Genomic DNA, 20,508 nt, shown 5'->3' with positions numbered 1-20,508 from the left:
ATTTTCTAGCAGTTGACTACCGTGGATATGGTAACAGTGGCGGAACACCCAGCGCTTCATCAATGATGCTGGATGCCCGGGCAATTTTTCAGTACGTTCAGCAATGGCTTACCAGTGAGAACAGGAGCGGAGCACTTTTCGTAATGGGGCGATCCCTGGGAAGTGCCAGTGCCCTGGAGATCGCTTACTCCTTCGAGAAAGAGATCAGCGGCCTTATCCTTGAAAGCGCTTTTGCGCAAACTCTTCCACTGCTCCTGGCACTTGATGTGGATATCCAGAAACTAGGCATATCTGAAATGGATGGTTTTAAAAACGTCCAAAAGATTGAGCTGATCACCAAACCTGTTTTTATTCTGCATGCCCAGAGGGACACTCTGTTGCCGCTGGTGAACGCCGAAATCCTGCACAGCAAATGTGCAGCCCGCAGTAAAGAGTTGTCCATTGTGCCCGGCGCTGATCACAACACCATTATCAATGTCGCAGGCGACCTGTACTTTGCTGTTCTCAAACAATTCACAAATAAAATCCTTAAAGTCCGCACGCACAAACCACGATCAAAAACCAAATAACCTTTGCATCTTTTCAGACAGCAAACAGGGGGAAATAACCTCAACAAAGCCCCCAAACCGGTTCTTTTGGCACAGTATTGGCCTCTGAATCCTTGCGACACCGCCCCGCCAACACCTCCATAACATACTAGAATTACAGCATTTTCCATGGAGTAGTTATCACATGGCATAGTTCATGCTCATGATAACCACAACTGCGGCCAAAGCCCGTAGATAAATGAAATGACAAAAGGGAGCCTACTATGAAAATTCTTATCGGATGTTTTTCAACTGCCAGAACCGCTCTTACATGCATTCAAGCTCTCTCAATGGGGATTTTTCTCGCTACCATCCTTACAATTGATATGGCCAGTCGCCTTCCTGGTTTCATGTTCACCCGTCTTACCAGATAAGCCTTTCATCAGAATACTAAAACAGTAATGCCAATCCCATTGGATTAGTTTTTTGTGGGACTACTGTCACGTTTCTGCCAACATCAAACAGCACGAAGCGACTTCGTTTCCTCGATCTTTATTAAAGCAGAGTCACATGTGAGTTAGTTTAGGTCTCCACAAAATCCCCCTAAATCCCCCTTTGAAAAGGGGGATTTAGGGGGATTTTTAATCTTGTGTTCAAATGGAAATTACTGTCCAGTTATAACCGCCAGAACACAGGTAAATCCATTCTTACGGATTCCATTTCCTGTTTTTCGGAATACAGGGCTTTCCCCAACCATTATTTCTTGGCATTTATCTTCCTAACCTGCTAAAATAAATACATATTTCAGAATCAATAGGTGCTGGCGCACAATTTGCTAGCTTGAGTAAGGCAATAATCGCTCAATGAATCCAAAACGATTAACGGCAGACAACACGGCCACCTCAAACAACTGAGTCATAAACATATGCCCTACGACAACCTGAAAGTCCTGGAGTGGCTTTCTCTCATCTATGAGGACCTCGACATTGACACAGTTGAGCACCGTTTCGTAGACTTGGTTGAAGACGTTTTCTCCTTCGACAGGATTGCTCTCTTTTTTGTTAAACATCACCGGGGTGTTCTCTGCGGAAAGCTGAGCAAAGGTTTTGAAGAAGGTGTAATTAAGCGACTTGAAATCCCGATTTCCGAAAACTTCATCTTTACAAGCCCGTTGATTACCGGGATCCCTCTCTGGAACCAAATAGCCGACAATGACCCTTTCATTAAAGATCTTGGCCTCACCTCCTTCGCCGTTGTGCCTATTATCAACAAAAAACGAATATCCTGCTGGGAAATAACCAACTGCAAGGAACACAGCTGCCCGGCCTACGGCAATAAGTGGGTACGCTGCTGGCTTGTTTCCGGCACAAAATGCGGTTCCAGTCATGAGCTGACCATCGAAGAAAAACAACGGAAATGTGATCTGTGTCCGGTACACAAAACCCAAAATGCCGAGTGTGTCGAAGGAGTTCTTCTGGTGGACAATTCGGCATCACAAACACCAATCGGTGATGATGTAGTGATGATGCTCTCAATGATTGGTCATACCGTTGGTGCCGCCATTGACAACTCCAAACGTTTTGAGAAAACTCTGCGCATCGCCATTAAAGATGACCTTACCGGCTTGTACAATCGGCGTTACTTTAACGAACGCCTGCTTGGTGAAATAGAGCGGGTACGACGTTATCCAGAAGAACCCGTTAGCCTTCTCCTGATCGATATTGATTTGTTTAAAAATGTTAACGACACCTTTGGCCACCAACGTGGTGACTCGGTTTTAATCTGGTTTTCACAATTTTTGCAAAAAACTCTTCGTAAAAGCGATATTTTAGCCCGCTACGGTGGTGAAGAATTTGGTATTATTTTGATCAACACCGAGCTTGTCGAGGCCTATGAAGTTGCTGAAGATATTCGCCGTGCTGTCAGGGCTGAGTCAGTTAACGGCACCGGCGGCATTGAAATTACTATCAGTATTGGTGTTGCAACCTTCTCCGAAAAATCACACACCTTTGAAGGTCTGATCTCTAAGGCTGATAAAGCCCTCTACTCTGCTAAGGCCCAAGGACGAAACAAAACCATTATTTTTGAATAATCCAGCCGGAAGCTCCTTTAGTTTTCATTTCACCTTTCACAGCCCACCTGCCCCTATCTTGTTGAGATTCTCCTGTCGTTATAGTATGTTATGTCAAATTTCAACATCTAACCTTGTGGGGTTAATACAATGCAGCCTGTGCGCATCGGTGTTCTTTCTGACACCCATTTATCAAAGCTTACCCCGGCGTTTGAACAACTTGTCGATCTCTGTTTTTCCAGTGTATCTATGATTTTTCATGCTGGTGACCTGACAGACCCCCATATCCTGAAGGCCTTTAAGAACAAAAAGGTCCATGCTGTGCATGGCAATATGTGCTCAACCGGCAGTCTACAGGCTCTGCCCCGCAAAAAAACTGTAACTGTCGGCAAATTCACCATAGGCCTTATCCACAACACAGGGTATGCTTATAATTTTGAAGATCAACTTTCCTTGGAATTTGACGAAGTAGACTGCATTATATATGGCCATACGCACACGCCAACCTGCCATAAAAGCGGCGGCATCCTGTATCTCAACCCGGGAAGTTTTCAAACAACCGGGCGCTTCGGCGCTCCAGGAACATTTGCTATTCTTGAGGCAGACACTGAGTTGAAAGCGACACTTTATGAGGTTCCGGCACTACGATGAAAACTCTCTGGGCCCCTTGGCGAATATCATATATCCTTGACCAGGAAAAAACTAAACAGGGCTGCATCTTTGACTTTGCCGCCGCTGTTTCCTCCAGCAAAAAGGATCTGCTGCTCTACCGTGACTCCACAGCCCAAGCCCTGCTCAACCGTTTTCCATACGCTAATGGGCACCTTTTAGTGGCCCCTAATCGTCATGTTGCCGATTTAACTGACCTTACGCCAGCTGAACACTCAGCCATCATGTCACTTATAACAAAAGGCTGCTCAATCCTGCGACAGCATTTAAAGCCGGATGGGTTCAACATCGGCCTCAACTTAGGAAAAACCGCTGGCGCCGGCATTGCTGAGCACCTGCATTTTCACATTGTTCCCCGCTGGGAGGACGATCACAATTTCATCACCGTTACAGCAGACATTCGAACAATACCCCAGCATATTGATGAGACTTTTGACCTGCTTTTTCCATCCTTTTCATCGATAGCACCGGCCGCCACATGAGTGAGAATCAAAAAAACCTTACCCCCATGCTCCAGCAATACATGGAGATCAAAAACCAGCACCAGGGTGCTATTCTGTTCTACAGGCTGGGAGATTTTTACGAGATGTTCTTTGACGATGCCATCAAAGCCTCAAAGATCCTGGGCATTACCCTTACCTCAAGAAACAGCAAGGCTGATACGGACAAAGTACCTCTCTGCGGAATCCCCTATCATTCATCAGCCTCCTACCTTGCCAAACTGGTCAGGGCAGGTCACAAGGTTGCTGTCTGTGAACAGGTCGAAGACCCAAAAGAGGCCAAAGGCATCGTCAAGCGTGAAGTTGTCCGCATCATCACCCCTGGCCTGGTTACTGACGAACAGCTTTTAGACGACAAGAACAATCTTTACATTGCCGCTGTGATTGGTCCACGAAAGAAAACGGACACTATCTGGGGAATCAGCATTCTAGATATTTCAACCGGTGAGTTTCTGGCTGGAGAGTTTTCGTCCTACGAGACAATCCTTGACGAACTTGCACGAATGACCCCGTCAGAGATCCTGCTGCCAGAAAAACAGCTTGAAGATGCCGAGGGGCTGATGGCCACTCTCAGCAAACAGATCGGTCAAATTCTTCCTGCTGTCTGCATAACTTCAAGGGCTGATTATGACTTTCATAAAGATCGGGCCAAGGAACTTTTACTTGATCATTTTCGGGTGGCAAATCTGGCAGGTTTCGGCTGCGAGCAGATGAAAGAGGGCCTCTCCGCCGCAGGCGCCCTCTTTGCCTATATCAACGAGACCCAGAAGACAAACCTTTCACATATCAATAAACTCTCGCCCATCGACCTTAACGATGTCTTGATTATCGATGAATCTTCCCGGAGAAATCTTGAAATCACCCAGACCATAGCAGGCGGAACGCGGGAAGGTTCGCTCCTTGCTACGTTGGATTTCACCTGCACACCCATGGGTGCCCGGCTGCTCAAAAAAAGCCTGCTTTTTCCTATTCAGAACACAGAACGTATTATCGCCCGCCACGACACTGTAGAGGTTTTGCATAAGGAAGCCTCCCTGCGTTCTTCTCTGCGGGAACTCCTTTTAAAAGTATATGATATCGAACGACTCAACAGCCGTATCGTCCTGGGCAGTGCCAATGCCAGAGACCTCACCGCCCTCAAACACTCCCTCGGGCAACTTCCCCAACTGAAAGAACTGCTGTCCAGCGCACAGGGAACCATCCTGCAAACCATCCACGAATCAATGGACAGTTTAACAGATATCTGCGAACTCCTTGAGTCAAGTATCAATGAAGAGGCGCCCGTCACCCTGCGGGATGGCAAACTGATCAAAACCGGCTACAACGCCGAGCTTGATCAGATCAATATTCTTCTCAAAAACGGCAAGCAGTTAATACTCGACCTGGAAAATAAAGAAAAAGAGGCCTCCGGAATAGCCAAACTTAAGATCGGCTTCAATAAGGTCTTCGGCTATTATTTTGAAGTCAGCAAAATTCAACAGGTTAATGTGCCCGATTATTTTATTCGGAAACAGACATTGGTCAATGCCGAACGTTTTATCACGCCGGAACTAAAAGAGTTTGAAAACAAGGTCCTTGGCGCACAGGATAAAAGCCTGGAGCTTGAACATGCACTGTTCTGTCAGATACGCTCGCAGCTTGCCGAACAAAGTTCCCGCATTATGGAAACGGCCTCATTTCTGGCAGAACTTGATCTCTTTGCCTCACTGGCTGAAGCAGCAAGACGTTTGAAATATGTGCGCCCCGAAATCAACAGTGGTGATACCATCAGTATTAGCGATGGTCGTCATCCGGTTATCGAATGCGCCCTGCCAAATGGTAAATTTGTGCCAAATGATATCCACCTCGATCAAAGCGATAATGAGGTGCTTATCATCACCGGCCCTAACATGGCAGGTAAATCAACCATCTTACGACAAACTGCCCTCATTGTGCTCATGGCCCAGGTCGGCAGTTTTGTGCCGGCAACAAGTGCTGCCATCGGTGTTGTTGATCGTATTTTTACCCGTGTCGGGGCCATGGACAACCTGCGCCAGGGGCAGTCGACCTTCATGGTCGAGATGAATGAGACTGCCAATATTTTAAACAATGCCACGGAGAAAAGCCTGGTCATCCTTGATGAAATCGGCCGGGGCACAAGTACCTTTGACGGACTATCAATCGCCTGGGCGGTGACAGAAGAGTTGGTGAATAAAAACGGCACAGGCGTCAAAACTATATTTGCTACCCACTATCACGAGCTTACCGAGCTTTCCAAAACCAATAAACGGATCAAAAACTTCAATATTGGGGTACGAGAGTGGAATGATACGATAATTTTTCTCCACAAACTGCTGGCGGGCGGCACAAATCGGAGCTACGGCATTCAGGTTGCTGCCTTAGCCGGTGTACCACCTCATGTTATTGAAAGGGCTAATGAACTCTTACACAACATTGAAAAAGGCGAGTTTAACCAGTATGGTGAACCAAACATTGCCCAAAGCAAAAATGACAAAAAGAGTGGCAAGCCCAATCAGATGGCCCTGTTTGCAGCTGCCAACGACCCTGTACATATTAAGCTTGAAAACGCTGACCCAAATCAACTTACTCCCATGGAAGCATTAACCCTGGTGTATGAACTTAAGGCATTAAGTCGTGCCGATTAAACCAATTAACCTCTAATGAAAAAAAACCGTACCAATCTTTTTCTTTCAACACTTTTACTGCTGAGCCTCTTACTGCTTATTCCAGCCGTTGAGGGGCAAGCCTTAACGAAAGGTAAAATCACCGAAAAACGATACTCTCTCGCCAGAGCACTGCAAAACAAACTACTCTTTAGCCCCCAACATGCTGCTGATCGAAAAAACTGGCTGATCACAGCCAAAACCTTTAGCCAGGCCTACAAGACTGACCCGTATGATTCTCTGGCGCCCAGCAGCCTTTTAACTCTGGGTGATCTCTACTTTCAGATGTACAAGCGGTTCAACAAACAAGATGATCTGCATGAGGCTTTGGCCTATTACGACGATATTGTAACATTATTCCCTCAACACCGCTTTGCAGACGATGCTCTCTACAAAACTGCGAAAATATACGCCGTCGAACTTAAGGATCTTAAAAATGCCAGCCTGGTCTTTGCCCGATTAATTGCCATTTACCCAAAAGGAGACATGATCTCTAAGGCCGCCTCTGACTTAAAGGCCTTGAAACGACCACCAGTTTCAGACACAAAACAGCCCGAGCCCCTAATAAAACGGGCATCTTCACCACCTGAACAAAATACAGAACCCGCTACTATAGTAGGTACAAAGAAGAAATCTCTCTTATCAGAGGTGGTAACACTGCGCCATTGGTCAACTAAAAGCTACACTCGAGTTGTCATCGAAACCTCTGAGCCCATCATCTATACCGGTCATCTTCTCAAGCAGGAAGGTGACAAACCTCGCCGGCTTTACGTTAACCTCTCCGACAGCAAAATATCTAAAAAACTGCAGCAGCCCATTCCGATAAAAGACGGCCTTTTACAGCGCATTCGCAGTGCGCAGTTTTCACCGGATACTGTTCGTGTAGTTCTTGATACCCAAAGCCTCTCTGATTACAAAATTTTCCATCTGGAAGATCCGTATCGCATTGTTATTGACGTCAAAGGTGCGGAGCTCCCACCGCAGGCGCCACCTACCCAATTTGTATCCATTCCGAATAACACCCCCAGCCTCGCCCAGCAGCTTGGGCTTGGCATTAAGCGCGTTGTACTTGATCCAGGGCATGGCGGCAAAGACCCTGGAGCCGTCGGCATTGGGGGGTTACTTGAAAAAGATGTTGTTCTGAAGGTCGCAAAAAAAGTGGCGCGAAAAATTACCAAAGAACTTGGCATAGAGGTTGTGTTGACCAGAAAGCATGATGTGTTCCTGCGCTTAGAGGAAAGAACCGCTATTGCCAACACCGAACATGGCGATCTCTTTATCTCGATTCACGCTAACTCCGCCAAATCTCCTGAGGCCAAGGGCATTGAGACGTACTATCTTGATTTGGCAACCAATGAAGATGAGATGAAAATCGCAGCAAAAGAAAATGCTACCGCTGCACAAAAAATCAGTGACCTACAAAATATCCTCAGCAGTCTCATGAATAACAGCAAGAAAAACGAATCCGCCCAGCTTGCCAAAATGATCCAGTCAAACCTCTACAAGGGCTTAAACGACAAATTTAAGGACATCCGCAACCACGGCGTGAAAAAGGCCCCTTTCATTGTACTAATTGGCGCACAAATGCCATCAATACTTACCGAAATTGCCTTCATCAGTAATCCGCAAGAGGCAGAGCGCATGGTAACGGACCACTACCTCGAGGCAATTGCCGACAGTATCACCAGAGGCATTGTTGAGTATGCCGTAACCCTGAAAGTTGCCGGTCTTTGATCACTTGGTCACTTCTACACGACCTTCTTTCAAATCTTTTCCCTGAATGAAACGGTGGATGGATTCTGCCGCAACCTTACCTTGGAAAACAGCTTTAGCGGCAGTTTGAGGCCCAAGAACGGCGTCACCACCAGCGAAAATCCAAGGGACATTGGTCTGCATAGTGTCTTCGTCTACCTCAAAGGTATTCCAACGGCTTAAGTCCAACTTCGCCCCCTCAGCTGCAGTAAGATCGACATCCTGACTGATAGCAGGGATAATCGCATCCGCCTTGATCATAAAATTGGAATCCTCGATAACCACAGGACGGCATCGCCCAGAGGCATCACATTCGCCAAGACGCATACGTATACACTCAACCTCTTTAATTTTACCATTTTGGCCATGAATTTTAACAGGAGCGGCAAGAAACTCGATTTTCACACCTTCTTCCTCAAGATGATCAATCTCCGCCTTTGAGGCCGGCATCTCCTGCTTTGTACGGCGGTAAAGAATAAAAACCCGGTTTGAACCTGTGCGAAGGGCAGTACGTGCCACATCAATTGCTACATTTCCTCCGCCCACCACGACAACATCACTGCCAAGGTTTACTTCATTGCCCAAATTAACTTCACGAAGATAGTCAACACCATGGCGAACGCCTTCAAGGTCTTCCCCTTCAACTCCAAGTTTACGACTGGCGTGTGCTCCGGGGCTTAAAAATACGGCAGAAAAGCCATTGTCTTTGAGCTCCTGTAAAGACTTATCCTTGCCAATACAAACATCTGTAATAATCTCAACACCACAGTTTTTTAAGGCATCAAACTCAGCTTTGATAATATGTCGTGGCAGCCTGTAGGCGGGTATTCCTACCGCAAGCATACCGCCTAACACAGGAAGAGATTCAAATATAGAGCAATCGTAACCATGATGAGCAAGATAAAAAGCGGTTGTCATGCCAGCTGGGCCTGAGCCGACTATAGCGACTTTTTTGCCGTTGGGTAAGGCACAGGCACGCATCATATTCCTCGTGTTCATGACCATCCAATCAACTATGTAACGCTCAAGCATGCCAATGGCGACAGGATCACCTTTCTTGCCGCGAATACATGCCCCTTCGCATTGAAACTCATGCGGACAAACCCTTGAACAGACGGCAGGCATAGAACTGGTTTCGCGAATGACCCAATACGCTTCTTCCAACTTACCCTCTCGAAGAAGGCCAATAAACTTGGGAATATTATTGTGAATGGGACAACCTTCCTGACATTTTGGCTTTTTACATTGCAGACATCTGTCAGCTTCTTTATAGGCCGTCTTTTCATCAAAATTAAAGACAACCTCATCAAAATTTTTGATACGCAGGGCAGGGTCAAGTTCCTTAGGATGCTGGCGCGGTATCGCTAAACGTTCTTGTGGTTTCATTATTTTCCCCCTCAATAAATTACTTTAATCTCTGGACAAGAATGGCAATTTTTAATAGCCTATTAATATAATTAGTCGATTTTCAACAAGCCTCAAAAAGGCGGCTTGTTCTATAAACTTTAACGCATAACCAGATGGATTGCGGATGAAAGCTGAATATATAAATCCTTTTTTAAGCGCTACAAAAAACGTCTTGGAAACAATGTGCCAAACGCCGGTTACGGCCAACAAACCATATCTCAAAGAAAGTACATACTCTTTTGGCGATGTAAGCGGTATTGTCGGTATGGCATCTGATACAGTAACTGGCTGCATGGTTCTTAGTTTTACCGAGTCATGCATTCTGCAAATTGTCGCAAAAATGCTGTATGAAGATCCCAAGGACACAATTGACGAAGATATCATTGATGCAGTTGGCGAATTAACAAACATGATCTGCGGAGGCGCCAGAGCTCAACTCGCAAAGCTTAATTCAAAATTTGATTTAGCCACACCAACCATGATACGCGGAAAAGGTGTCGAGATTTCGTATTTTTCGGAAGCGCCAACCATTGTAATTCCATTTAGCACTCAAGATGGCGACTTTGTTGTTGAAGCCAATTTGGCGGTAAAATAACAAAGGCGGAGCTTGTGCTTAGAGGCTACAGGAGCTAATTGTCGCTTGGAGCTACTAACAAAAAGCCGCACCAGTTTATAAACTTGGCACGGCTTTTAACATTTACAAACAGCTGTGAGATGGGGGCTACAGTTAATTCGACTCCTTACTCACCTTTAGACGAGCAAGTGCTCTCTGCAACGAGGCTTCGGCCCTCGCACTGTTGAGGGATTCCTGTTGCCTGCTAGCCTCGGCAAGACGTTTTTCGGCACGTTCCTTAGCTCGCATAGCCCTATCAACATCAATGTCTCGGCCACGCTCTGCGGATTCTACCAAAAAAGTGATTTTGTTGTTTGAAACCTCACAAAAACCACCACTAACCATCAAGTATACAGTGCTTGAATCGGTTTTATAGGACATAGCACCAATCTTAATGGTACTCAGTAGTGGTGCGTGATTAGCGAGGACTCCAAAATCACCATCAATACCAGGAGCTGTAACAATATCAACTTGCTCGCTTACTACCGGTCCGGTAGGTGTTACGACTTCGAGCTGAATTTTCTCGGCCATGGGTCTTCCTTAGCTTTTAGCTTTAGCGGCTTTCTCAACGGCTTCTTCTATAGAACCAACCATATAAAAAGCGGTTTCAGGCAGGTCATCATGCTTACCGTCAAGAATCTCTTTAAAACTACGAACGGTATCGGCAACCTTAACATACTTACCTGCCATACCGGTAAAAACCTCGGCGACAGAAAATGGCTGCGACAGGAAGCGTTGTACTTTTCGTGCTCTTTCCACCAGAATCTGATCATCTTCGGAAAGCTCATCCATTCCAAGAATGGCAATAATATCGGCAAGATCTTTGTATTTCTGCAAAGATACCTGAACTCGGCGTGCAACTAAATAATGCTCTTCGCCAACAACATTCGGGTCAAGAATACGTGAGGTGGAGTCAAGCGGATCAACCGCAGGGTAAATACCAAGCTCAGCAATCTGTCGTGAAAGAACAACGGTACCATCCAGATGGGCAAAAGTAGTTGCAGGTGCTGGGTCAGTCAAGTCATCAGCAGGTACGTATACGCACTGAACAGCAGTAATTGATCCCTTGGTCGTTGAAGTGATTCGTTCCTGGAGCTCACCGAGATCGGTACCCAATGTCGGCTGGTAACCAACAGCTGACGGAATACGACCAAGAAGAGCTGATACCTCGGCACCGGCCTGGGTAAAACGGAAAATATTATCAACAAAGAACAGAACGTCCTGGCCTTCTTCATCACGAAAATACTCAGCTGCAGACAGTCCGGTGAGCGCAACACGTGAACGAGCCCCTGGAGGCTCAGTCATCTGCCCGTAAACAAGTGCTGCTTTAGGTAAAACACCAGACTCTTTCATTTCATGGTAGAGGTCATTTCCTTCACGGGTTCGTTCACCAACTCCGCAGAAAACCGAAATACCACCATGATGCATAGCGATGTTATTTACCATCTCCATCATGATAACAGTCTTGCCACATCCCGCACCACCAAACAATCCCATTTTACCACCACGTGGGAAAGGAACGAGAAGGTCGATTACCTTAATACCTGTCTCAAGAACATTAACTTCAGTGTCAAGTTCTGTAAAGGCAGGTGCAGGTTTAATAATCGGTGCCGTTGTCTTTGCGTCTATAGGGCCAAGACCATCAACAGGGCGTCCGACAACATTCATAATTCGCCCAAGAGTCGCTGGGCCAACAGGAATTCGAATCGAATCACCAGTGTCTTTTACCTTCTGTCCACGGGTAAGACCATCGGTCTGATCCATGGCAACGGTACGAACAACATTATCGCCAAGGTGCTGGGCAACCTCGCATACGAGGTTGTCAACCACATCATTAATTCCTGGGTTTGAAATTAACAGCGCATTGCCGATATTTGGCAAGTTATCTGCGTCAAACTCAACATCAACTACAGGTCCAATAACCTGTACTACTTTTCCTACTGCTAGTTCTGCACTCATTTGGCTCTCAGCCTCCTCAATACTATCCTGCATTGATTGATTATAAACTCTAGGCCACTATGACAGTGGTATCTTCAATCGTTAGAGTTTCGCTGCCTGTTATCCTTTTAACGCCTCAGCACCACCGACGATATCCATCAGTTCCGACGTTATACTTCCTTGACGAACTTTGTTATATACTAATGTAAGGTTGTGAATAATATCAGAACATGCCTTTGTAGCGTTATCCATTGCTGTCATTCGCGCCGCATGTTCTCCAGCGGATACCTCAAGCATTGTATGATATACCATTACATTAAGATAAAGTGGTTGTAAAACTTCCATAATCTGATCCGGACTGGGCTCATAAATATAATCCGAGACAGCATTTGTTGCCGTAGAATCATCAGATGCTACAGGGGCTATTGGAAGCAAAGATATGGTTTTTGGTTTCTGAGAAGCAACACTTTTAAACTCACCAAAAACCATCTGCACTAAATCGGCAGCGCCGGAAAGAAAATTGTCGGCAACGTCCTGAGCTATTTCACGGGCATTGAACATCTGAAAGGTACCCATAATGTCAACATACTTATTCCTTACAAGGCCCGTCTTACGAAGCTTTTGCGAAGCTTTCTTGCCGACACAGACAATGCTTACCTTCTTACCCTCAGCCGTATATGATTTAATCAACTTCTCAGCAGTCTTGATAATGTTGGTATTAAAACTACCGCACAGTCCGCGATCAGATGTGACTACCACCAATTCAACTGATTGTATGGCCCGGTCTTCCATAAGGGGAAACTGAGCAGAATCCATACCGGTAGACAAACTACCCATTGCCGCATTAAACTTACTGGCATAGGATCGAAAACTTTCCATCTTCTGCTGGGCACCGCGCAGCTTTGCTGCCGCGACCATGTTCATGGCGCTGGTAATTTGCGAGGTCTTTTTGACGCCGCCTATCTTTGTTTTTACGTCTTTTAAACTGGCCATTGCATTTTCCCTGGTTTAAAAATCGGTCTTAACTAAGGCCTTTAGCGCTTTTAAACTGCACAACGAATTTGGATATGACATCTTTCATCTGTGCATCAAGTGCACCATCAATTGCCTGTTTCTCGTTCAATGTTGCAAAGATGTCTGCAGCATTCGCTTCTATATGTGCGTACAAATCTTTCTCAAAGTCAGCAAGGCTGTCAACCGGTAAAGTGTCAAGGAAGCCCTTTGTGCCTGCAAAAAGAATAGTAACCTGTTTTTCCATGGATAATGGCTGGTACTGAGGCTGTTTAAGAATTTCAACAAGTCGCTCACCACGAGTTAGCTGAGCCTGAGTTGCAGCATCAAGGTCTGAACCAAACCCTGCAAAGGCAGCAAGTTCACGATACTGGGCAAGATCAAGACGAAGGGTACCGGCAACCTGTTTCATGGCCTTAACTTGGGCAGCACCACCAACTCGAGATACTGAAAGACCAACGTTAATTGCCGGACGAACACCCGCAAAAAACAGACTTGGCTCAAGATATACCTGTCCATCAGTAATAGAGATTACGTTTGTTGGAATATAGGCAGATACGTCACCCGCCTGGGTCTCGATGATCGGCAAAGCGGTTAGTGAGCCTGCACCGAGCTCATCATTAACCTTGCATGATCGCTCAAGAAGCCGTGAGTGATTGAAGAAAATATCTCCAGGAAACGCCTCTCGTCCCGGTGGACGTCGAAGAAGCAGTGAAAGCTGACGATAGGCTACTGCCTGCTTAGAAAGATCATCATAGATGATTAATGCGTGCTGGCCATTATCACGAAAATACTCCCCCATTGCACAACCAGCAAAGGCCGCCGTATACTGAAGTGGAGCAGGATCAGAGGCACAGGCTGCCACAACCGTTGTGTACTCCATGGCGCCATTTTTACGAAGCGCTTCAACTACTAGAGCAACAGTCGATTTTTTCTGGCCAATAGCAACATAGACACAATGCACATCGGTGTTTTTCTGAGCGATAATCGCATCAACGCATACAGCCGTTTTACCGATCTGCCTGTCCCCAATGACCAGCTCACGCTGACCACGTCCAACCGGTGTCATAGCGTCGATAGCTTTTGAACCGGTGTAGCAGGGCTCATGAACACTCTTTCTGGCGATAACACCGGGTGCCAACACCTCGATCTTACTGCTGTGTTTGGCATTAATCGGCCCCTGCCCGTCAATTGGATTACCAACGGCATCAACAACTCGACCTTCCATTTCAGGCCCAACTGGTACCTCGGCTATCTTGCCGGTTCGTTTGACAATATCGCCTTCTTTAATTCCTGAAACGTTACCGAGTACGGCACAACCGACGTTGTCTGCCTCAAGGTTCAGTGCCAGACCAAGTACTCCATTGGAGAACTCAAGCAGCTCCATGGCCATACAATTCTCAACACCATGAACACGTGCGATACCGTCACCAACTGAGATTACTGTACCAGTTTCACTCAGATCAACTTTTGATTCATAATCCTTGATCTGCGACTTAATAATTTGACTGATCTCTTCGGCTTTAATCTGCATTTTAATTATTCACTCCCTTGTATGGATTCTTTTAGCCCCTGAATCTGGCTTCTGATACTAGCGTCCAATACCAGATCGCCCACTTTGGCAATAATTCCACCGACGATAGCCGGGTCAACTTGTGTTTTCAATACAACAGTTTTACCTGTAATCTTTTCCATCGTTGCCTGAACCTTATCTTTCAGCGCTGAGCTGATCTCTGTTGCTGTAATAACTGATCCCTGGCAAATATTTCGTTTAGTATCAATCAAGGCTTGAAAAGCAGTGGCAATTTCAGGCAGAAACTCAGCCCTCTTTTTTTGTACGACAAGGGTGAGAAAATTTTTAACAACGCCAGTGGCGCCAACTGCCCCGATTATGTACTCCATGACCTTAACTCGTACATCAACAGGGTACAGGCGATTCGTTAACCCATCCTGTACTTCGGGCTGGGAAACCACAGCACCGGCCACTTCGCCTAACATTTTACTGTAGTCGTCATAGGCATCAGTTTCCTGAGCCACAGCAAAAAGTGCCTTTGCATAACGATTGGCTAATATAGTATTTTTCATTATACCGTACCCACTTTATCAAGGTAATCTTCAACGAGTTTGGCCTGATCATCAGCTGTCAAATTCTTGCGAATGATTGCTTCAGCCATAACTGCGGCTTGTTCGGCAACTTCTGTGCGAAGCTTTTTACGGGCCATGCTTGTCTCGTGCTGAATTGACATTTGCGCTTTTTTCTTAATATCTTCAGCCGCTCGAGTTGCATCGGCGATTATTTTTGATTTTTCGGTTTCGGCCTGGGCCTTGGCAGCTTCCAGTATAGTTGCAACCTCTGTATCTATCTGACCTATTTTGGCCTCGTACTCCCTATAACTCTTTTCCACATCAGATCGCCGTTCATTTAACTCTTCAAACTGATTGACAATAGCCATTCTCCGGCTGCCCATGGCGTTGCCAATTGGCTTACCCAGAAACTTCACCAGAATTATCGCCAAGGCAATAAAGTTCATGGCACGCCAGCCAAGATCTTTAAGTTTTGCCGGCGAGAGGCTACCACCCTCAGCACTCGATGCGTATACCGTTGCAGCACAAGCCAAGACAGCAACAACTAGCAACGAGACAATTTTAACTTTTGTTTTAGAAATTCGCATTATGACACTGACCTCCCCAGAATCTTACCTGCCATAGCGCTGGCAAAATCTTCAAGCTGCCCTTTTAATTCCTGCTGTGCTACTGAAAACTGCTGCTCAATCTGCCCAAGTTCTGTTGCCTTTTCGGCATCTGCTTCCTTGCGGATTCCTGCCAGCTTTTCAGCACTTGATCCGGCAGCTTCCGCCTTGGCCGCATCCATCTGCATCTTGGCCTTTACCCGAGCCTCGGTAAGTTTCTTATCGAACTCTTCTATCTGCAGCTGTGAATTTTTCTCAAAGGTCTCAATTTCCCTTTCAAGACTATCAACCTTCTTCTCTCTCTCGATCAGGATTGAGCGAATCGGGCGGTACAAAACCGCATTCATAATAACAATCAACAAAAGCATGTTGATTATATGAATAGGCATTGTGATATCAATTGTGATCATTGAGCCTCTCCTTAATTTTTACGCCAGCAGGCTGGTAAACCCTTTATTTAAACCAAAAATGAATGGCTATTCATCAAATTAAGGGTTCTCTTTATCAGATATAATTTTCCCTGTCAACCCTTTATGGCGAACTAATTTCAAGCAATAATTATTTTTTTTGTGAGTAATTCTACCCAGTTCCGACCGATTTCGTATTTACAGCACACCTTACCCTCGGCTAAAAATGAACAACCATTCATTTCTAGCGGTCCAGCTGTTTTTCTATAATCGCATCTACCGCCTCAAGGGCCTCAGTCAATTTATCCGGCATTGAGCCACCAGCCTGAGCCATATCCGGACGGCCTCCACCACTGCCCCCGACAATTGCCGCAACCTCTTTTATTATTTGTCCCGCATGACATTTACTGCACACATCTTTAGTCACAACTGCCAGCAGAGAGGCTTTCCCGTCGAGCTCTCCACCAATAACGACGACACCGCTGCCAAGCCTATCTCTAATTGTATCCCCAATTTCACGAAGCGTTTTCGGTGAATCGAGCTTAATTTTTGCGGTAACCACCTTAACGCCTCTAATCTCCCTGGCCGTCTCAATTATAGTGTTCAAGCTTGCAAGTGATAGCTGGGCCGTAAGCTGTCCAACTTCTTTCTCTAACTCCTTCTGGCGTGCCAGCCCGCTTTTTAATTTTCTCACAACCTCATCAGGGGAGGTCTTTAGTTCCTGGGCAATAATTGAAATCGTATTTTCAAAGCCCTGAACTCTCTGCAGGGCCCTTTCACCCGTGACTCCGACTATTCGCCTGACCCCGGCAGCAATACCTGTTTCACTGACAATTTTAAAGAGACCGATTTCACCAGTTGCACCGACATGGGTGCCGCCACAGAGTTCACTGCTCTTCTGACCAAAAGAAACCACCCGGACAACATCATCATATTTTTCACCAAAAAGAGCAGTTGCCCCAGAGGCCTTGGCTTTTTCCTTGTCCATATGCTCAACACAGTTCGCCACATTAGCGCGTATTTCGCGATTAACCAGGGTTTCAATTTCGAATAGTTCCTGATCAGACAACGGTGAGAAATGGGTAAAGTCAAAGCGAAGCCTCTCCTCTTCCACCAGAGATCCGGACTGTTTAATATGCTCACCGAGTGCTTCCTGCAATGCCGACTGTAAAAGATGCGTTGCCGAATGATTTGCTGCGATACGCTGCCGCCGACCTTCAGCAACCCGCATCTCGACACAGTCGCCCTGAGATATTTCCCCATCGTCAACTTCACATTTGTGCAGAAAAACACCCTCGGCAGTTTTACTCGTACCTACCACTGTCGCTCGGCCCTTCTCGCCAATAATCTCCCCATGATCACCAATCTGACCACCCGACTCTGCATAAAAAGGGGTCTGGAGACAGGCAATCAGTATCTGCTCTCCCCGCGAAGCAGAGGCAACTCTATCACCGTGCTCCGTGACAATTGCCGTAAGCGTAGTCGAGCAGCGCCGCGTTTCGTAACCAACAAACTCCGTCCTGGCCACATCGGATAACGCCTGTCGTAAGGCACCTGATGCACCTGGCAGTTCGCCGCCTTTCCATGATTTTTTCGATTGCTGGCGCTGGGCGTCCATGGCCTGTTTAAATCCCTCCTGGTCAACTGAAAAACCAACCTCAAGGGCCATATCTCGAACAATATCAACTGGAAAACCAAACGTGTCATAGAGTTTGAAAATAAAAGTGCCCGAGACCAGGGTCTCATTGTTGTCACGCATCCTGGCCAATTCAGCGCCCAGAATTGACAAGCCGTTATCAAGAGTCTCTAAAAAACGTTCTTCCTCATTATTCACAACCTTTGCCAATAGTTCAGCTGCACTGCGCAGATGGGGATAGGCGCCTTTCATCTGCTCAACTACCGCTGCCGTGATAGAGACTAAAAACGGTTTGGTCATCCCCAGACTTCGCCCATATCTAATTGCCCGTCGCATGATTCTACGAAGGACGTAACCACGCCCCTCATTGGATGGCAACACCCCATCCGCTACCAGAAAGGTGGTCGCCCGAGCATGATCGGCAATAACCTTCAGCGCCGTGTCACTCTTTTTGTCAGCACCGTATCGAGTGCCAGACACAGAGGCTATTTGATCCATGATTGTCGTAAAAATCTCTGAATCATAATTGGTATATTTGCCCTGCAACACCGAGGCAACCCTCTCAAGCCCCATACCGGTATCGATGCTGGGTTTAGGCAGCGAGGTCATATTCCCATCCTGATCACGCTCAAACTGCATAAAAACCAGGTTCCATAACTCTAAAAAACGGTCACAATCACAGCCCAGCTTACAATCAGGTTTTCCGCAGCCAGCCTCTACGCCCTGGTCAAAATGAATTTCAGAACACGGTCCGCAAGGGCCGGTATCACCCATGGCCCAAAAATTTTCTGATTCTCCCATTCTGACAATACGTCCAGCCAACAGACCTTCAACTTTTTCCCACAGGGCAAAAGCTTCATCATCGTCTTCAAAGACAGAGATCCAAAGATGCTCCTTCGGAACAGCAAGAACTTCCGTCAAAAACTCCCAGGCATAATCAATCGCCTCTTTTTTGAAGTAATCGCCGAAGGAAAAATTGCCCAACATCTCAAAAAATGTATGATGCCTGGCGGTATAGCCAACATTTTCCAAATCATTATGTTTTCCACCAGCTCGAACACTTCTCTGGCAAGAAGTTGCTGTAGTGTAGGGTCGGGTCTCCTCTCCGGTAAAAACCCTTTTAAACTGCACCATTCCTGAGTTGACAAAAAGCAAGGTCGGGTCGTCTTGAGGTACCAGCGACGAACTCTCGACGACTTGGTGGCCGCGGTCGGCAAAATACTGCAAAAACTTCTCTCGAATTTCATATCCTTTCATTGAGCTACCCAATCTGTCTATTCTTAAACAACTATTTATCCTGCTTCTCTACCTTTTCCTGCTTTGTCTTGGCCTTAGCAGGAGTCTCGGCACCAATCCCAAGCCCAAGCTTAACCTTCGAGGCAATCTCATTGGCAATATCGTCATGTTCTCTCAGGAAGACCTTGGCATTTTCTCGTCCCTGCCCGATTCTCTCGCCATTTTGAGAGTACCAGGCGCCGCTTTTTTCGACCACGCCCAGCTCAACCGCCATATCCAGCAGGTCACCAACCTTGGACATACCCTCGCCATAAATAATATCAAACTCAGCTATTTTAAATGGCGGAGCGACTTTATTTTTCACTACTTTAACCCGCGTCCGATTACCAACCACATCTTCGCCTATTTTAATCGCAGTGATTTTACGAATTTCCAGGCGCATTGAGGAGTAAAACTTTAAAGCATTTCCACCTGGGGTTGTTTCCGGGTTGCCGTACATGACGCCTATCTTCATACGAATTTGATTGATGAAAAGCAACGAAGTATGGGCCCGATTGAGAACACCTGACAGCTTACGCATTGCCTGAGACATCAAGCGGGCCTGGAGTCCAACATGAGTGTCACCAATATTTCCATCAATTTCAGTCTTGGGAACACGGGCTGCGACCGAATCGATAACAATAATATCAACGGCGTTGCTCCGAATCAAAATTTCGGCAATCTCCAAAGCCTGTTCACCGTAATCCGGTTGTGAGACCAGCAGATCATCAATATTCACACCAAGTTTTTCAGCATACTGAACGTCAAGAGCATGTTCAGCATCGATGAACGCAGCAACCCCGCCTGCTTTCTGAGCCTCAGCAATACAGTGTAAGGCAAATGTGGTTTTACCAGACGATTCAGGCCCATATATTTCTGACACCCGGCCTCTTGGTATGCCACCAATACCAGTGGCAATATCAATACTTAAAATGCCGGTTGATATTGCCGGAATAGCCTCTGCTGTGCCGGAGCCCAGACGCATGATGGAGCCCTTGCCAAACTGTTTCTGGATCTGAAATACCGCTGATTCGAGGGTTTTTTGTTTGTCGGTTTGACCGTTTGCATTAGTTGCCATATAAACTCCTTCTTTTGCCTCAACTAGACTCAGCTTGGGCTGTTTGATTTCGCACCGTATTTCCGTCATGGAAGCATCCTGTTTTAAAACTCAGGAGTAGTATTCCATACCGTGTCAGACAAATAGTGTCCTATGTAACTTACTAAGTGATACTCTGTTCCAATTAATTTGCATGATGCCAATTGGCTATTCTACAGGTTACTCTTTTAACCCAAAGCGTTTTTTTCCTCAAGCAGTTTACGGCGAACAAGATCAAGCGCTGTAAACGCCG

General features: G+C 46.3%; 18 protein-coding genes. 8 read left to right on the top strand and 10 right to left on the bottom strand.

Features of this window, described 5'->3' with window-relative positions; genetic code table 11:
* The 7 genes from HQK80_09530 to HQK80_09500 form a co-directional block, all read left to right on the top strand.
* The coding region (locus HQK80_09530; GenBank protein MBF0222449.1) for an alpha/beta hydrolase at positions 1–569 on the top strand (569 nt) is incomplete at its 5' end.
* Positions 570–811: 242 nt separating this feature from the next.
* A complete protein-coding gene (locus HQK80_09525) occupies positions 812–961 on the top strand; it encodes a hypothetical protein (protein ID MBF0222448.1) in 150 nt (49 codons plus the stop codon).
* Between the two features lie 491 nt (positions 962–1,452).
* The gene (locus HQK80_09520) at positions 1,453–2,619 is read left to right on the top strand and encodes a diguanylate cyclase (GenBank protein ID MBF0222447.1); all 1,167 of its coding nucleotides are present in this window, start codon (positions 1,453–1,455) and stop codon (positions 2,617–2,619) included.
* Positions 2,620–2,748: 129 nt separating this feature from the next.
* Entirely contained in the window at positions 2,749–3,249 is a 501-nt protein-coding gene (locus HQK80_09515) for a metallophosphoesterase family protein (protein ID MBF0222446.1), read from the top strand.
* A complete protein-coding gene (locus HQK80_09510; GenBank protein ID MBF0222445.1) occupies positions 3,246–3,749 on the top strand; it encodes an HIT domain-containing protein in 504 nt (167 codons plus the stop codon). The genes HQK80_09515 and HQK80_09510 overlap by 4 nt, the downstream gene beginning before the upstream one ends.
* Positions 3,746–6,412 (top strand): DNA mismatch repair protein MutS, encoded by a 2,667-nt coding sequence (mutS, locus tag HQK80_09505; GenBank protein ID MBF0222444.1) that lies wholly within the window; start codon positions 3,746–3,748, stop codon positions 6,410–6,412. Before HQK80_09510 ends, mutS begins: the two co-directional genes overlap by 4 nt.
* Before the next feature lie 15 nt (positions 6,413–6,427).
* The gene (locus HQK80_09500) at positions 6,428–8,164 is read left to right on the top strand and encodes an N-acetylmuramoyl-L-alanine amidase (GenBank protein ID MBF0222443.1); all 1,737 of its coding nucleotides are present in this window, start codon (positions 6,428–6,430) and stop codon (positions 8,162–8,164) included.
* On the opposite strand, the gene HQK80_09495 is transcribed toward HQK80_09500, so the two are convergent.
* A complete protein-coding gene (locus HQK80_09495) occupies positions 8,165–9,568 on the bottom strand; it encodes an NAD(P)-dependent oxidoreductase (GenBank protein MBF0222442.1) in 1,404 nt (467 codons plus the stop codon).
* A 145-nt stretch (positions 9,569–9,713) separates the two neighbouring features.
* Between HQK80_09495 and HQK80_09490 the strand changes: the two genes are divergently transcribed.
* Positions 9,714–10,184, top strand: coding sequence for a chemotaxis protein CheX (locus tag HQK80_09490; protein MBF0222441.1), 471 nt, complete (start codon positions 9,714–9,716; stop codon positions 10,182–10,184).
* A gap of 132 nt (positions 10,185–10,316) precedes the next feature.
* Here HQK80_09490 and HQK80_09485 read toward each other — a convergent pair whose 3' ends face one another.
* The 9 genes from HQK80_09485 to recA form a co-directional block, all read right to left on the bottom strand.
* Complete coding sequence (locus tag HQK80_09485) at positions 10,317–10,733, bottom strand: F0F1 ATP synthase subunit epsilon (GenBank protein ID MBF0222440.1); 417 nt, start codon at positions 10,731–10,733, stop codon at positions 10,317–10,319.
* 9 nt (positions 10,734–10,742) lie between these two features.
* Entirely contained in the window at positions 10,743–12,161 is a 1,419-nt protein-coding gene (gene atpD / locus HQK80_09480) for a F0F1 ATP synthase subunit beta (GenBank protein MBF0222439.1), read from the bottom strand.
* Positions 12,162–12,260: 99 nt separating this feature from the next.
* Positions 12,261–13,133, bottom strand: a complete 873-nt coding sequence (atpG, locus tag HQK80_09475) for an ATP synthase F1 subunit gamma (GenBank protein MBF0222438.1) — start codon at positions 13,131–13,133, stop codon at positions 12,261–12,263.
* Positions 13,134–13,161: 28 nt separating this feature from the next.
* Positions 13,162–14,685 (bottom strand): F0F1 ATP synthase subunit alpha, encoded by a 1,524-nt coding sequence (locus tag HQK80_09470; GenBank protein ID MBF0222437.1) that lies wholly within the window; start codon positions 14,683–14,685, stop codon positions 13,162–13,164.
* Between the two features lie 5 nt (positions 14,686–14,690).
* Positions 14,691–15,236: a F0F1 ATP synthase subunit delta gene (locus HQK80_09465; GenBank protein MBF0222436.1), complete on the bottom strand. Its 546-nt coding sequence runs from the start codon at positions 15,234–15,236 to the stop codon at positions 14,691–14,693.
* Entirely contained in the window at positions 15,236–15,823 is a 588-nt protein-coding gene (gene atpF, locus HQK80_09460; protein MBF0222435.1) for a F0F1 ATP synthase subunit B, read from the bottom strand. The genes HQK80_09465 and atpF overlap by 1 nt, the downstream gene beginning before the upstream one ends.
* Entirely contained in the window at positions 15,823–16,251 is a 429-nt protein-coding gene (locus HQK80_09455) for a hypothetical protein (protein ID MBF0222434.1), read from the bottom strand. The genes atpF and HQK80_09455 overlap by 1 nt, the downstream gene beginning before the upstream one ends.
* 241 nt (positions 16,252–16,492) lie before the next feature.
* A complete protein-coding gene (gene alaS / locus HQK80_09450; GenBank protein MBF0222433.1) occupies positions 16,493–19,141 on the bottom strand; it encodes an alanine--tRNA ligase in 2,649 nt (882 codons plus the stop codon).
* Positions 19,142–19,172: 31 nt separating this feature from the next.
* Positions 19,173–20,237 carry a recombinase RecA gene (gene recA, locus HQK80_09445; GenBank protein ID MBF0222432.1) on the bottom strand — a complete coding sequence of 355 codons (1,065 nt, stop codon included), beginning with the start codon at positions 20,235–20,237 and terminating at the stop codon, positions 19,173–19,175.
* Positions 20,238–20,508 lie beyond the last annotated feature (271 nt).

Source organism: Desulfobulbaceae bacterium (genome assembly GCA_015231515.1).
In the GTDB taxonomy this organism is placed as follows: Bacteria; Desulfobacterota; Desulfobulbia; order Desulfobulbales; family VMSU01; genus JADGBM01.
Note: the sequence above shows the minus strand (reverse complement) of the source record. Positions and strands in the feature narration are given on the sequence as shown.